This is a genomic window from Nautilia sp. (assembly GCF_053994455.1).
In genome coordinates, this window is record NZ_JBMYAU010000080.1 from 1 (window position 1) to 14,214 (window position 14,214).

At 38.5% G+C, this 14,214-nt stretch carries 16 protein-coding genes; 2 read left to right on the forward strand and 14 right to left on the reverse strand.

What is annotated here, in order from left to right:
- The 14 genes from ACXJIE_RS05965 to ACXJIE_RS06030 form a co-directional block, all read right to left on the reverse strand.
- The coding region (locus ACXJIE_RS05965; RefSeq protein WP_456480056.1) for a DNA methyltransferase at positions 1-205 on the reverse strand (205 nt) is incomplete at its 3' end.
- Between the two features lie 48 nt (positions 206-253).
- A complete protein-coding gene (gene rimP / locus ACXJIE_RS05970) occupies positions 254-700 on the reverse strand; it encodes a ribosome maturation factor RimP (RefSeq protein ID WP_456480057.1) in 447 nt (148 codons plus the stop codon).
- Positions 701-739: 39 nt separating this feature from the next.
- Positions 740-1,543 carry an HAD-IIB family hydrolase gene (locus ACXJIE_RS05975; protein ID WP_456480058.1) on the reverse strand — a complete coding sequence of 268 codons (804 nt, stop codon included), beginning with the start codon at positions 1,541-1,543 and terminating at the stop codon, positions 740-742.
- On the reverse strand, positions 1,540-1,890 hold the full coding sequence (rbfA, locus tag ACXJIE_RS05980) for a 30S ribosome-binding factor RbfA (RefSeq protein ID WP_456480059.1): 351 nt from the start codon (positions 1,888-1,890) through the stop codon (positions 1,540-1,542). The genes ACXJIE_RS05975 and rbfA overlap by 4 nt, the downstream gene beginning before the upstream one ends.
- Positions 1,887-2,684, reverse strand: a complete 798-nt coding sequence (locus ACXJIE_RS05985; protein ID WP_456480060.1) for an RpnC/YadD family protein — start codon at positions 2,682-2,684, stop codon at positions 1,887-1,889. Before ACXJIE_RS05985 ends, rbfA begins: the two co-directional genes overlap by 4 nt.
- Positions 2,677-5,109 (reverse strand): translation initiation factor IF-2, encoded by a 2,433-nt coding sequence (gene infB / locus ACXJIE_RS05990; RefSeq protein WP_456480061.1) that lies wholly within the window; start codon positions 5,107-5,109, stop codon positions 2,677-2,679. The genes ACXJIE_RS05985 and infB overlap by 8 nt, the downstream gene beginning before the upstream one ends.
- Before the next feature lie 284 nt (positions 5,110-5,393).
- Positions 5,394-6,275, reverse strand: a complete 882-nt coding sequence (thrB, locus tag ACXJIE_RS05995) for a homoserine kinase (RefSeq protein WP_456480062.1) — start codon at positions 6,273-6,275, stop codon at positions 5,394-5,396.
- An 11-nt stretch (positions 6,276-6,286) separates the two neighbouring features.
- Positions 6,287-6,742, reverse strand: a complete 456-nt coding sequence (locus ACXJIE_RS06000; protein ID WP_456480063.1) for a hypothetical protein — start codon at positions 6,740-6,742, stop codon at positions 6,287-6,289.
- A complete protein-coding gene (lpxC, locus tag ACXJIE_RS06005; protein ID WP_456480064.1) occupies positions 6,723-7,601 on the reverse strand; it encodes a UDP-3-O-acyl-N-acetylglucosamine deacetylase in 879 nt (292 codons plus the stop codon). Before lpxC ends, ACXJIE_RS06000 begins: the two co-directional genes overlap by 20 nt.
- Positions 7,598-8,122, reverse strand: coding sequence for a septum site-determining protein MinC (locus ACXJIE_RS06010; protein ID WP_456480065.1), 525 nt, complete (start codon positions 8,120-8,122; stop codon positions 7,598-7,600). The genes lpxC and ACXJIE_RS06010 overlap by 4 nt, the downstream gene beginning before the upstream one ends.
- Positions 8,119-9,447 (reverse strand): M23 family metallopeptidase, encoded by a 1,329-nt coding sequence (locus ACXJIE_RS06015; RefSeq protein WP_456480066.1) that lies wholly within the window; start codon positions 9,445-9,447, stop codon positions 8,119-8,121. The genes ACXJIE_RS06010 and ACXJIE_RS06015 overlap by 4 nt, the downstream gene beginning before the upstream one ends.
- A gap of 36 nt (positions 9,448-9,483) precedes the next feature.
- On the reverse strand, positions 9,484-10,443 hold the full coding sequence (locus tag ACXJIE_RS06020) for a DHH family phosphoesterase (protein WP_456480067.1): 960 nt from the start codon (positions 10,441-10,443) through the stop codon (positions 9,484-9,486).
- A gap of 117 nt (positions 10,444-10,560) precedes the next feature.
- Positions 10,561-11,616, reverse strand: coding sequence for a flagellar biosynthesis protein FlhB (flhB, locus tag ACXJIE_RS06025; RefSeq protein ID WP_456480068.1), 1,056 nt, complete (start codon positions 11,614-11,616; stop codon positions 10,561-10,563).
- Positions 11,616-12,917, reverse strand: a complete 1,302-nt coding sequence (locus ACXJIE_RS06030; protein WP_456480069.1) for an APC family permease — start codon at positions 12,915-12,917, stop codon at positions 11,616-11,618. Before ACXJIE_RS06030 ends, flhB begins: the two co-directional genes overlap by 1 nt.
- Before the next feature lie 87 nt (positions 12,918-13,004).
- Between ACXJIE_RS06030 and bioD the strand changes: the two genes are divergently transcribed.
- Positions 13,005-13,625, forward strand: a complete 621-nt coding sequence (gene bioD / locus ACXJIE_RS06035; RefSeq protein ID WP_456480070.1) for a dethiobiotin synthase — start codon at positions 13,005-13,007, stop codon at positions 13,623-13,625.
- Positions 13,626-14,021, forward strand: a complete 396-nt coding sequence (locus tag ACXJIE_RS06040; RefSeq protein ID WP_456480071.1) for a hotdog domain-containing protein — start codon at positions 13,626-13,628, stop codon at positions 14,019-14,021.
- Positions 14,022-14,214 lie beyond the last annotated feature (193 nt).

Genomic DNA, 14,214 nt, shown 5'->3' on the forward strand with positions numbered 1-14,214 from the left:
CACTTCCCATAAAAGGTTCGATTACGATATCATTTTCTTTTGTATATCTTTTAATAAGCTGATACGGAATTTGAGGAATAAAGTTCCCGTGATAGATATTTTTATGCTTTCCGGATTTATCCCTTTCATTTATTAACCACAAGCTGTCGGTATTAATATCGCAGTTTTTCCAATTTTTTAAATCAAGGTCGTTAAATTTAGGCATAATAAATTCTCTTTACATTTATTTCAAATAATTTAAATATATCTCCATTTATTCACTATATTTATACGTATTCCATTCGATATATGTCTTGGCTTTTTTAATATTTTCAAAAGGCACTTTTTCTTTTCCTATTTCCGCCACGTTGTCATTAAAACTTTTAAGCACTCCTTTTATTTTCTGCCCTTCTGTGGTTGTCACTTTTACGTTTTCGCCTATGCTTTTTGCAAAATGTTCGGGTTTTGTAAGTTTTCTCTCAAGTCCCGGAGAGCTCACTTCAAGAAAATACTTCCCTTCCACCGGCTCTTCTATGTCGAATATCGGGGAGATAAGATTGTTTATTTTTGCGCAGTCGTTAAGTGAAACGCCGCCGGGTTTAGTTATATAAACCCTGAAATATTTATGCCCGCCTTCTTCACTGAGTTCTATATCATAAAGTTCGCAGCCGTTGTCTTCGACAATGTTTTTTATAATATCATTTAATTCACTTCTGTTCATTAAATTCCTTTTTTATTTAATTATATCATTTTTGATTTTTTACAGATATCCTGAAAGATATTTCGCAACCGCGTCTTCATCGTTTGTATGCGGAAGAATTAAATCGGCTCTTTTTTTAACCTCTTCAAGTGCGTTTTTTACGGCAATTGATTTTCCGGCATATTCGAACATTCCCATATCATTCAGGCTGTCACCGAACACCGTTACGTCTTTGGTATCTACTTCCATAATCTCCTCGAGTTTTTTTAACGCATAGGCCTTGTCACCGAGCGGATGAAGCACCGTTAAAAACCAGCACTCCATATAAGGATCTTTGCTAAGTTTCGTTTCCAGTTCAAAAATGCTTTTGATTTTGTTTTCAATTTTTTTAAGAAGATGCTCTTCGCCTAAATAAACCATTTTAAGATTGTGTTTAAAGGCCCTTAAGTTTTCGATATTCAAAACCCTGCCGTCGTTTTTATAATTTTGCAGAAGTTCTTCTTGATATCTGTTAATTTTTTTGGGATAAAGAAACTTTTCATTTCCGATTTCTTCAAAACCGACAATAAGAGGTCTTTCATCAAACTCTTTTTCGATTAAATCTATAATTTCATCACCTGTTTTTCTGTCAATATCGTTTATTTTAATAACCCGGCCTTTGGAATCTGCAATCATAGCCCCGTCAAGTAAAACCATAGGATATTTTAGATTAAGTCCTTTTAATAAAGATGTAGAACCTTTATAACTCCTTGCAGTGGCAATAGTCAAAGGAAAGGGAAAATTGTTCCAAATGTTTTTACTGAATTCGCTGAGAGTAAGATCGCTTCTTAAAAACGTCTTATCAAGGTCGGTTACGAAAATCATTTGTCTTTTTTGGAAATTTTTTCAAACAGTTCTTCCATTTTGTTTTCGCGCTCAAGCAGTTCGTCAAACGTAAAGCTCAAATTCGGCACTTTAAACCAGCCCGTGGCTTTAAGGCAGTAGTTTTGAATGTAACCTCTTGCTTGTTTTAGCTGTTTGAGGCTTGCACGCTGTTCTTTGTCGTTTAAATAGCTTTTTTCAAGATAGACTTTAGCGTCGCTTCCGTCCCTGCTGCATACAACATCAACAACGCTTAAACCTCTTATTCTGCCGTCGTTCATCTGGGAAAGCGCCTCTGGAATAATCTCTTTTAAAATCGACTCTTTTCTCTGCACTTTAATACTTTTCAATGTTTAACCCTTATTCCGTTTTTTTCCAGAATTATTAAAATTTTGTCTTTTCCCACACCCATCTCTTTTTCGATTAAATTAATATCTTTCGTTATCTTGTAAAGGGCTATGATTCCTTTTTCCATACCCTTTTCCATACCTTTTTCTATACCTTTTTCCATACCTATTTCATAACTCGGAAGGTCTTCAAATTTAACTTTGTTTGTAATAAACATTTCCTTCTCCTTTACAATCTTTTGTAAATCCCTTAATTCACTGAACTCCTCTAAAATAAGCATATATTTTTTAAACCCGTTGGAATCCGTAATGCTTATCAGTTTTTCTATAATATATTCTACCACATTTTCCGGATTTTTATCCTTAAAATCGCAAAGAATAGCCAATACGATATCCTCGGGGGTGTTTTTACCGAGAAACACATTACAGTCGACTTTTTTCATATCTATTAAATTATAAGAATAATCAAGTTTTTCATCAACAATAAAGTTTTTCAGATTACCTTTTCCGAGATATACGACATACTGCAAAACGGGAAAATCAAAATATTTGGTTTTAATATCGGTATAATACCTGAGCATCCTAAGAGGCATAAGTTTATCATAATTCGTCTGTATTTCAATATGCAATATTTTATCGTTATCGGCAACAGCAACAATATCGGCACGCCTGCTTTCGACTCTTTCGAACTCTTCATTTATAAGAGTGATATCTTTTATATCAAGTCCGAAAAGGGAGCGGGCAAGCTCGAGTAAAACGGACTTTACCACCTCTTTAGAAACAATGTCTTTATTCAAATTTGGCTTTTTCTTCTATTTTTCTGTATGTTTCGAGAATATCCCCGACTTTTACGTCGTTATAACCTTCGACCATAATACCGCACTCAAAGCCTTTTCCTACTTCCTTCACGTCGTCTTTAAATCTTTTAAGGCTTGCAAGTTTCGAATCGTAAATAACCACACCGTCTCTTATCACCCTTACAAAATCACCCCTGTGAACAACACCGTCCTGGACGTAACATCCGGCGACGGTCCCGACTCTCGGAACACTGAAAACATCCCTCACTTCAACGGTAGCGGTGACCTCCTCCGTAACCTTAGGTGTCATAAGACCAGATAGAAGCTCTTTGACATCATCAATCAGATCATAAATAATAGAATATGTTCTGATTTCGATTCCCTCTTGTTTCGCTTTGTTTTTAGCTCCTGAGGTAGGTCTTACGTTAAATCCTAAAATAATGGCATGAGGCTCGCTCGCTTTTGCCAAAATGACGTCGTTTTCGGTAATGGCACCCACATCGCTGTGAATTACGTCGACTTTAACTTCTTCGTTTTTAAGTTTTGCAAGGCTTCCTTTAATCGCCTCCACACTTCCCTGCGTATCCGCTTTTACAATTACAGGCAGTTTTTTAAGTTCACCCTCTAAAATCATTTTCTGTAAGTCTTCAAGCGTCGTTTTTGTCGATTTTGATTTTTCCCTCTCTTCTAAGAACTCTTTCCATTTTTCAGCCGTCTCTTTTGCCGTTTTGTCACTTTCAACCGCAACTAAAACGTCCCCTGCCATCGGTACTTCGTCAAAGCCCGTAATTTCCGCCGGTTCACCCGGAAGCACTTCTTTTTTCTGTTTTCCGAGATCATCCACAATCAATCTTACTCTTCCGTATGTTTTACCGCAGACAAAACTGTTGGCTTTTTTAAGGGTTCCGTTCTTAACGATAATTGTCGCAACGGGGCCTTTGCCTTTTTCAACCCTGCTTTCGATTACCACGGCTTTCGCTTTTCTTTTCGGATTCGCTTTAAGCTCCATCATTTCCGCCTGAAGCAGAATAGTCTCAAGCAGATCGTCAATTCCCTCGCCCGTTTTTGCCGAAACGTTTACAAATTCAAACTCACCGCCCCACTCCACTGGCGTAATTCCCATTTCTGCAAGCTGTGATTTGACCAGATCAGGATTCGCCTGCGGCTTGTCTATTTTGTTTACGGCAACTATAAACGGAACGTCCGCCGCCTGTGCATGGGCGATGGCTTCGCGTGTTTGAGGCATTACTCCGTCATCAGCCGCAACAACAATAATAGCGATATCGGTAACCTGCGCACCCCTCGCCCTCATTTCCGTAAACGCTTCGTGTCCCGGGGTGTCTATAAAGGTTATTTTTTTACCGTCTTTTTCAACCATATACGCACCGATATGCTGCGTAATTCCTCCCGCTTCCTTAGCGGCCACCCTGGAATTTCTTATTTTGTCGAGTAAACTTGTCTTACCGTGGTCGACATGACCCATTATCGTAACTATCGGAGGTCTTTCAACGAGGTCTTTTTCATCGTCCTTAACGGAATCGTACTTTTTAACGTAATCAAATTCCGCAAGTGGATCGTAAACTTCCACGGGAACGCCGAATTCTTCCGCAAGCGTTTCGATATATTCCTCTCCTAAAAAGTCGTTTTTGTCTCTTTCTTCTCCGAATTCCCTCAACGCCTCTATGACTTCCTCTAACGGTTTGTTTACCGCTTCGGCAAACTCGTAAACCCTCACTTCTTTCGGTATAACTACTGTTTTCAGTTCGGCTTCTTTTTTCTTTTTCTTTTTCTTCTTCTTGGCCGCCTCTTTGGTTATACCATCGGTATTCGGTCTTTTTCTTTTTACAGGCTGGGTTTTTTTCTGTTTTTGCTGCTGTGTTTTTGTTTTGGCTTTTTCTTCAAGTTCATCGTCGTTTTTCATATTGATATCGTTAAAATACAAATCCAAAAGTTCGACCTGATTTTCTTCTATAACATCCATATCGGCAAGGTCAACGTTGATTTGCAGCTCCTTTTCTTCTCTCTTTTTAACAGGCTGGGGCTTGGGTTTTGGTTTTTGTTTCGGTTTGGGAGCAGTTTTTTCTTCCGGTTTTTCATCTTTTTTCACTTCGGGTTTCGGTTCGGCTTTTTTTACTACTTCGATCCCTTTTTGTGTTTTTTTGACCAAATCGTTAAAACTGCTGCGCGAACGCCTTCTTCTTTGCGGTTTTTCGGCTTTTTCTTCTTTTTTCACAGGTTCTTGCTTTTTTTCCTGAGGCTTAGGTTTTTTTCCGGCATTTAAAAAATATTCCTGGATCTTAGCCGCATCCATAGGAGAAATTTCACCTCTTATTTTGGCTTCGATTCCTATTTTTGCAGCTATGTCAACCACTTCCTTAGCTTTAAGACCTAACTCTCTTGCAACCTCTGATACTTTTATCTTCAAGTAAACTCCTTTTTTAATTTAAAATGGAAAATGGAAAATGGAAAATTTCCTCTTTTGCTTTTTCTTTTGTAATTTTACATATTTTTGCAATGTAATTTATAAATTTTTTATTGCCGATACAGTCTTCACAAACATACAAACTGCGCCCGTACCCTTTAAATTTGACCAGTTTTTGATTTTCACACTGTATTCTGTTCAGCTCACACTGAAAAAACCTATTTCTACAGACTACACACATACGAATCGGCTTGTGTTTTTTATTTTCCATTTTCCATTGTCCATTGTTAATTGTATACTTTTACTCCAACATTGTCAAATTGCAGTATTTTAACCGTAAAATCCTTAAAATTGTCTCTAAGGACGTTATAAATGCTGTATGCGTCGTCTTTATAGGCAAGATTGAAAAATGTCGAACCGCTGCCGCTTAGCGTCGACATAAGGGCGCCTTCTCTCAGCGCGATTTCCCTTACTTTAAACAGTTCCGGAACCGCTTTCATTCTGTTTTCCTGATGAATCTTATCTTCCACTACGCTTCTTAAAATATCGAACTTTTCGCTGAAAAAAGCGGCCGTAATCATAGATGAGCTGGATATGTTCGTAACTATGTCTTTAAGAGTGTAATGTGCCTTCAGGGCGTTTCTGCTTTTCTGGGTGGAGATGGTTCTGTTCGGTATAACCACAACCGCCCTCAAATACGTGGGAATGAATTTTTTTAAAAAATAAACCCTGTTTTTTCTCAGTTTTGCCACACAAAAGCCGCCCAATGCGGCGGGAGTGATATTGTCCGGATGCGGTTCGTAAGCAAGGGCGAGATTAATGATTCTGTCTTTTTTATACGGAATTTCCGCAGCTTCATACGCTGCGGTAATGGCGGCTATTATTACCGCCGAAGAGCTGCCGAGGCCCCTTGAGAGAGGGATTTTATTGTTAAATTTAAACCTAAAACCGTCCTCTTTACCCGTCAAATTTTTGTAATGATCCATAAATATTTCTACAAAATAGTTTCTTTTAAGCGTTCTGAGATAGTCCGCGTTTTCCCCGTAAATTTCTATACTCGTATATTCACTTTTAGTTATTTCAATTTCATTTCTCAAATTAAGGGCAAGCCCTAAAGTGTCAAACCCTGGCCCTAAATTGGCACTTGTCGCCGGAACTGTAATTACCATCAAAACCCTTCTTAAACCGCTTTTAATATATAAAGAGGCTCCGTATCTTCACTGAAATCCCCAAAATTCAATTTTTCGGGAAGTTCGAAAGAGCCTTCCGTTTCATTTTTTTTTAATGTAATTATACCTTCTTTTTTAACAAAATAACTGTTTCCGGCAGCTTTAATGGGATTATTTTTATTAAAAAAGAAACCGTCAGCCGCATATAATTTAATGTTCTTCACCAAAGAAACGGTTTTAAAAAAGACATAAGCGAGTTTTATAGCCATATAACTGCCGGGTCCCTTCGAGTAAACAACCGAATTTATTTCATACTTTTCCAAAAGCTCTTCAAACACCTCCGGCAATACGTCGCTTGTCATTCCCTCTTTTTTTATAATACTAAAAAGCCTGCCGTTTTCATATACGCCTATTAACAAGGGCTTTGAAATCACTATCGCCACAACATCAACTAAAGGCTTTCGCAACCGCTTTTTCTCCCTCTTTTTCAAATGTTACGATTTCAAAGGCGCCTTCTTCAAAAAGTTTTTCGGTAAGCAGATGGTTTAAATGATGACCGCTCGCCTTCGCTTCGTAGCTTCCTATAAAATTAGCGCCTAAAAGGCTCATATCCCCTATTGCGTCAAGTATTTTATGTCTGACAAACTCGTCTTCGAATCTCAACGAATCGTTTAATATTTTTTTATCATCCAAAACGATAGCGTTTTCCAGACTTCCGCCAAGAGCAAGCCCAATACTTCTTAAATACTGAACCTCTTTCAAAAAGCCGAAAGTTCTCGCCCTGCTTATTTCTTCAATGTAATTTTTTGTGGAAAAGTTAAACGAATATTTCTGGTTTCCTATCACCGGATGATCGAAATTTATTTCGAAATCAAAATTTATTTTATCACTGGGTTTGAGTTTTGCAAATTTTTCACCTTCTCTTATTTCCACTTCTTTTGTTATTTTTAAAAACTTTTTAGGAAAATCGAGCTCTTTTATTCCGGCTTCTTCTATCATCATAACAAAACTGACCGCGCTACCGTCCATAATCGGAACCTCGTCATTGTCAAGAACAATTCTTAAATTGTCTATCCCGAAGGCATACACCGCGCTCATAAGATGTTCTATGGTGGAGACAACCGCATTGGCGTTTCCTATTACGGTGGCCATTTTCGTATCGACGACATATTCGGGCTTCAAAGGTATACTAACACCTTTATCGCTTCTGTAAAAAATTATTCCGCTGTCTTCCCCCATCGGCTCGAGTCTCAATTTAACCGGAACACCTTTGTGAAGTCCTATGCCGATCGCCTCGACCGCCCTTTTGATAGTTCTCTGTTTCATTCCAAAACCTTCCTGATATTTTTAGAAAAGAGTGTCAGCTTATCTATTTTACCTATATCGGCACCTTTATATAAAACCGTACCCTTATTTATTTTAACGATTAAATAATCCCCGTCGCATTTTACGAAACCTTCGCATTCAGCGAAAATTTCAACATTCCCGGACGTTACTATTTTAGCGCCTGCGTTTATTCTGTTTAAAAAAATCAGATTATCCTCGCTTTTTATCTCTTCTCCGCTACGTATAATTTTATCATAAATTACGGTCTGGCGTTTCGTTTTTTCCACTATTTTTTTTTCTATTATTTTAATTTCGGGTATTATTTCCTTTTTAGGGGTAAAAGATTCTCCGTTCAGTATAAAAAAAGGAAGATTTTTTCTTTTTAAAAAATCCTCCGTTTCCTTGTCTTTTCGTTTTAATAAAAAATAATAATTCTTCACCAGCTCGTACTTGCTTTCGACAACCTTTTTTAAATTATCTATATCTTCGACTTCAAAAACCCTTATAGTTTTCTGTCTCATTTATTGATTATCCTTTTGGCCCCGTTTATAATATTCGTTATATTCAGTTTTATCCATTTAGGATCCATCCATTCAAGAGGGTTTACGGCGTATCCCTGTACATAAACCCCGAAATGGAGATGATCTCCGAAAACCGCCCCCGTAGAACCTGTTCTTGCGATTATCTGACCTCTTTTTACCATCTGATCGTTTTTCACTTTAAACACGGAAGTGTGTCCGTACAATGTGTATAATCCCAATTTGTGGTAAATAATCAGGGTGTTTCCGTAAATGCCTATATATTTTTCAGCCACAACTTTTCCGTAATTGCTGGCATATATCTTGGCTCTTTTTATTTTAGCAAGATCTATTCCCTTATGTACGGCTTCGGAAATTTTTTTACCGTTATAATAATAGGTTCTGTATTCTCCAAAATAAGCCCTCACCGCACTTCCCGGCAGCGGGTTGAATCTCGCTATTGAAAAAGAATCGACTCTGTCTTCGTATACCTTTGAAGTGATTTTATGTATTTCCTCCTCGTTTATTTTCCTGAGCGTTTCGTTTACCTTTTTAAATATCTCAACCGGTGTGCCCGGAATACTCATATCCATTTTTTCAAGAACCCTTTTAGCTACCCCGTTTATAAATTTATCGCTAATGTTTATTTTAGCCTTAGGATATCTGTATTTTCTCCAATAATATGGGATATGCTCCCTTACCACGTTATCCGCCCTGTCTTCGGCTATAAGCTCCGCATCAAACGTTTTTTCGTAAATAGGCCAAGCAATTAAAGAAACGTAATAATCGTCCTTTACAAAAGGGGTCAGCTCAAACCTGTATTTTCCGTTTACCAAAATATATTTGTCCTTAAGGTTTTTGTCGCTCACTTTTACGACTACCGCCGCACTGCCGCCTCTGCCTATTGCATAAGAATTATTAATAATTTCGGTTAACGGCGCCGAAGTGTCGACTTTCAGACTTACGCTTTTTTGTGCCTCGTTACCAGCAAAAAAATGCCATTTGGAAGTGTCGACGGCGACGATATTCAGTTTTATTTCCTTAGCTTCGGTTTTAGGAAGCTTAATGTTTAAAACCACTTTTTTACCCATTGACGGATCCGTAAGTGTGGCAAGCTCCGTCACGTTTCCGCCCGCTATCATCGTTATACGGTAATATTTTATGCCGGAATCATCCTTAAGAACTATTTTAAGAGGTTTTTTCAAATTAGTATAACCGTTGCCCCCCACCATTATTTTCGGAGGATTTTTTTCAAAAATGGGGGAAAAATAGACAAATCCGATTCCTCCTACCACCAATGCCAAAATCAGAAGCCATAGTTTTTTCATACCGTTCCTTTTTTGTAAAATTTTATACTTCAGCGGTTAATTCGAAGTTAACAAGACAGCTTTTAAATCGCTTTTTAACATATTTTTCACTTTTTCAAAATCGGTTTCGTCTTTCAAGGTGGCTCCTGCCGCCCTTATGTGACCTCCCCCTCCGTATTTTTGAGCTATTTTGCTTACATCCGCATAATTTTTACTTCTCAGGGATATTTTAATCCCTTCGTCTTCTTCCCTGAGCATACATGCAACTTCAACCGGCGCAATCGCCCTCACACCGTTTACGATGGTATCGGTGTCGTCTTTAATCGCTCCTGTAATTTCCATCATTTCTTTCGTAACCTCGACAAAAGCGACTTTGCCGTCACAACACATTTCAATCGTTTCATACGCTTTTGCAAGAAGTCTCAAACGTGAGAGCCTGTCCCTTTGAAAAAGCATTTTGGAAACATAATCGGGCTTTACGCCGCACCTTACCAGATCCGCCGCACACTCAAACACCTTTTCATTTACACTTTCATACTGAAAACTTCCCGTATCGGTTACAAGCGCGGTGTAAATACAAACGGCGCTATCGGTCGGAATTTCGATAGAGTTGGCTTTTAATATGTCATACACGACCTGTGAGGTTGAAGCGTGATTGGGTTCTATCAAATTAATATCTCCGTATTTCGTATTCGACACATGGTGATCGATATTAATCAAAAAAGAAGGTTTTTCACTCAGCCCCAGCCTGTCGAAGCTTCCGCAGTCAAAAGAAACAGTCAAATCCGTCTTTTTAGGCGGTGTGTCGGTTATTTTATTAAAATTGGGTAAAAAATCGAGATACCCGGGCAGAGGTTTAGTTGCGTTAAACACCGTTACTTTCTTACCCATTTTTTTCAAAATCGGATATAACGAAAGCTCACTTCCTAACGCATCGCCGTCCGGATTAATATGGGCTATAAGCATAATATTATCGGCTTTTTCTATTTCTTCCCAAACTTTTTTATATATATCCATTGATAAAGCCTTTTTGGTGAAATTATATCAATTTATGATTAATAATAGTATCGTTACCGCCGGGTTATTGCAATTAACAGTGTATGCGACGTTTTTAAACAACCCTTTTGCAGATTTTCACACTTTTCCCTTAGCCCTGTAAACGAATGCCAGAACCTCCGCAACGGCCTTATACAGTTTTTGGGGTATAACCTCGTCAATTTCAACCGATTTATAAAGCTCTCTTGCTAAAGGCGGGTTTTCCACAATCATAACGCTGTGCTCCCTGGCGACTTCCTTGATTTTCAACGCAAGGTTGTCAACCCCTTTAGCAACCACACGGGGAGCGTCGTCTTTGGTTTTGTCATATCTTACAGCCACGGCATAATGTGTTGGGTTGGTAATCACCACATCGGCTTTAGGCACTTCGCTTATCATTCTTTTTTTTGCCATTTTACGCTGAAGCTGTCTTATTTTGGCTTTTATTTCGGGATTACCCTCGGTTTGTTTGTATTCGTCCTTTATTTCCTGTTTGCTCATTCTCAGAGATTTTTTATAACTGTATCTCTGATATATAAAATCTATAACGGCGAACACCGCAAATACGGCAAGCATTGCAAAAATTATTATAAGAGCCTTCTGCTCGAACCATTTCAACTGTTCGAAAAACCCCATAAGTTCAAGCTTGGGTATCTCGTTTAAAAATTTCATAAAAAGCCATCCGCCCATTCCGAAAGCAACGCTTACCTTAAGGGTCATTTTAACCCCTTCAACAAGCGTTTTTAACGAAAAAAGCCTTTTTACGCCCTTTACCGGATTTATTTTGTCAAACTTCGGTATAACGGGTTTGACCGTAAACAAAAAACCGAACTGCATAACGTTTCCGAGTATACCCGCTATTAAAACCGCCAACAGCAGTGGCGCTATGAGTATAAAAAAATTCAAAACCGATTCGATCATAAGCTGAAAAACTACGTTTTTCGTAAGTTCGATTCCAACAAAGGAAATATAATACATATAAAATTTTTCAAGATTGTACGTAACATATTTAAAATAAAAAATTATTACGATTATAGCTATAAAAAGAACGACAAATCCGCTCGTTTCCATTGATTTTGGAACATTGCCCTCTTTTCTCGCATCTTCAATCTTCTTCGGGGTGGGCTCTTCCGTTTTTTCCAAATCGTCAGCCATTAAAACCCTTTTCTCAAATCTTCGTCAAGTATATACTGCATTTTTTTACCGAGCTTATAATATATAAAACTGAATAAAATCACAATAATAATAACCAGCAGGCTGCTTTTAAGACTGTCGGGTGAATGTTTCGCATTGTAACCTATCAGTACGGCCGCCGCCGCGAAACAGAGTACGAATCCGAGCGCCGGTATAAAAACATTCGAACCCGTTTTTCCTCTTAATTTGAAATTAGCCAGATTCACAAGTCCGAAAATAAGCAAAAAACCCAAACTTCCCGCCACCGAAATATTCTGAATGTCAAAACTCGTAGCGAAAATTATAGCAAGAAGCCCGAGTATAAGCATACCCTCGTAACCCTCTTTTATTTTTTTGCCGAATTCGCTGGGAAGTTCTCCTAATTTCGCAACAAGATAACCCACCCTTCCCCCTCCGTAAAGTGTGGCGTTAATTGCGCTTGCAGTCGAAAGCAGCGCCGCTACGGAAATAATTATAAAGCCCGCTGTGCCGAAAAAAGGCTCCGTCGCAATGGCAAGAACATAATCCTGCGCTTTTTTAGCCTCTTCAAAACTTACGTTTCCGACAGTAACCGCCGCTATACTCACATATAGAAATATTACAAAAACAACGGCGCTGTAAAACGCCTTCGGCAGCGTCTTTTCAGGATTAACTACATCCTTTGCGGTATTGGCGATAAGCTCAAACCCCTCGTATGCCAAGAAAATAATAAGTCCCCCCGTTACGATTTTAATACCGCTTTCCCAAAATTCCGGGGAAAGCCTGTGAAAATCGGCACTGAAAATCCCCACCGCAACGAAAACCAAAAGAATGAACACTTTTATAAACACCATAACATCCTCGGCTTTTCCGGTTAAAAAAGCACCCATAAGATTTATAAGAACAAAAAAAACTATAACACCGCTTGCCGCAATTTTATGAAACCATAAAACCTCTTTTCCGTAAAACAGCGCGCTTGCGTAACTTCCGAACGCATAAGCGTAAAGACTAAGCATTATTACGTAACTTATCAACAGCAGATTGTTCGCAATGGAAGAAAACAGGTTGTTTCCGAACGTCTGAACGATATATTCTATGCTTCCTCCTTCGCTCGGATATGCGATGGACAGTTTTACATAAGAATAGGAAGTTATCAAAGCTATTAAACCGGCCACCAAAAAGGCAACGGGGGCGGCTCCCTTCGCCAAATCTATCGTAAGCCCTAAAACGGCGAAAATCCCTCCTCCGACCATTCCCCCGACACCTATGCTGAACGCCTCTGCAAATCCTATTTTTCTTCTCATATTAACTCCTTTTAGCACCTCTTTTTTTAATCACCGTCCTTTTCCGATATAATTATCATTATAACACTTTTTTATTAAAGGCGGAGAATGAACATTTTTATTTCGGCGAACAACACCGATCAGGGTAAAACATATTCGACACTTCTTCTTATGAAACACCTTTCTAAAAAAGGGTATAAAATAGGCGTAATGAAACCGATAGAAACCGGTGTTGAAGAAAAACCCTCCGACGGTTCTTTGCTTTTTGAAACGGCAAAAACGTTAAACCCGCTTCTTAAAAAACTCTCCATTGACGACATAGTACCCGTAAGACACCGCCTTCCGGCTGCCCCTTACGTTTGCGGCACGGTCGATTTTAATAAAATAAAAAAATCGTACGAAAAAATAAAACCCCTCTGCGACGTGCTGTTAATAGAAGGCGCGGGGGGAATACTCGTACCCGTGAAAGAAAATTTCAAAATGATAGACTTTTTAACGTTTTTCGATGCGAGACTTTTTTTAATCATAGGCAGCAAACTCGGCATGATAAACGATTTTTTACTCAACAGGCATTATCTCGAATCGAACAACATAAAATTCACATGGGCGGTTAACCTGTTTGATGAAAAACACTATTTTGAAATATCACACCCTTTTATGAAAAAGTTCGAACCTTTATTTATTCAGAAAGATTTAGATAAAATATCACAAAAACTCTTAGGAGAATAAATGGAAAAACAAAAACTGAACACTCATCTGAAATTTCAAAAAAAATTCGGGCAGCTTATAGAAATAAGCCATGACAGCGCAAAAGTAAGACTCGAAACCACAAAAGAGATGGCGGTTGACGAAGAGGGGCTTGTACACGGAGGGTTTACGTTCGGGGCAGCGGATTTCTGCGCAATGGCCACGGTAAATGATCCGTTTGTGGTGCTTGTAAGAAGCCAGTGCGAATTTATGGCCCCGGTTAAAGTGGGAGACACGGTGGATTTCATAAGCGAAACCCTTATGAAAGAAAAAAGAAAACACGAAATAAAAGTAACGGGTTATCTGAATGAAATAAAAGTGTTCGAAGGAATCTTCAGCTGCGTAAAACTCGACAGACACATTTTAAAAAGAAAATAACTTTTTCTTTTTTTCTTACTTTAATACGTTACATATCAATATCACTTCAAATGAAAGCACTGACTAAGAGACCGTTCATAATTCCGTGTCAGCTGAGGAAATTATATCATAGATTTAAAGCCTCGTCCAGTCTTCCCTCAAAGAAAATAGCCAGCTGAGAGAGTGTCAGATTCCAGTTTCTAATCGGCATAGT

Excerpts from the sequence above, each read along its gene's own strand:
- ACXJIE_RS06040 (WP_456480071.1), top strand. The coding sequence starts at position 13,626 with ATGGAAAAACAAAAACTGAACACTCATCTGAAATTTCAAAAAAAATTC.
- ACXJIE_RS06010 (WP_456480065.1), bottom strand. The coding sequence starts at position 8,122 with ATGAGACAGAAAACTATAAGGGTTTTTGAAGTCGAAGATATAGATAAT.
- ACXJIE_RS05975 (WP_456480058.1), bottom strand. The coding sequence starts at position 1,543 with ATGATTTTCGTAACCGACCTTGATAAGACGTTTTTAAGAAGCGATCTT.
- bioD (WP_456480070.1), top strand. The coding sequence starts at position 13,005 with ATGAACATTTTTATTTCGGCGAACAACACCGATCAGGGTAAAACATAT.
- lpxC (WP_456480064.1), bottom strand. The coding sequence starts at position 7,601 with ATGAAACAGAGAACTATCAAAAGGGCGGTCGAGGCGATCGGCATAGGA.
- ACXJIE_RS06015 (WP_456480066.1), bottom strand. The coding sequence starts at position 9,447 with ATGAAAAAACTATGGCTTCTGATTTTGGCATTGGTGGTAGGAGGAATC.
- thrB (WP_456480062.1), bottom strand. The coding sequence starts at position 6,275 with ATGGTAATTACAGTTCCGGCGACAAGTGCCAATTTAGGGCCAGGGTTT.
- ACXJIE_RS06030 (WP_456480069.1), bottom strand. The coding sequence starts at position 12,917 with ATGAGAAGAAAAATAGGATTTGCAGAGGCGTTCAGCATAGGTGTCGGG.
- rimP (WP_456480057.1), bottom strand. The coding sequence starts at position 700 with ATGAACAGAAGTGAATTAAATGATATTATAAAAAACATTGTCGAAGAC.
- ACXJIE_RS06020 (WP_456480067.1), bottom strand. The coding sequence starts at position 10,443 with ATGGATATATATAAAAAAGTTTGGGAAGAAATAGAAAAAGCCGATAAT.
- flhB (WP_456480068.1), bottom strand. The coding sequence starts at position 11,616 with ATGGCTGACGATTTGGAAAAAACGGAAGAGCCCACCCCGAAGAAGATT.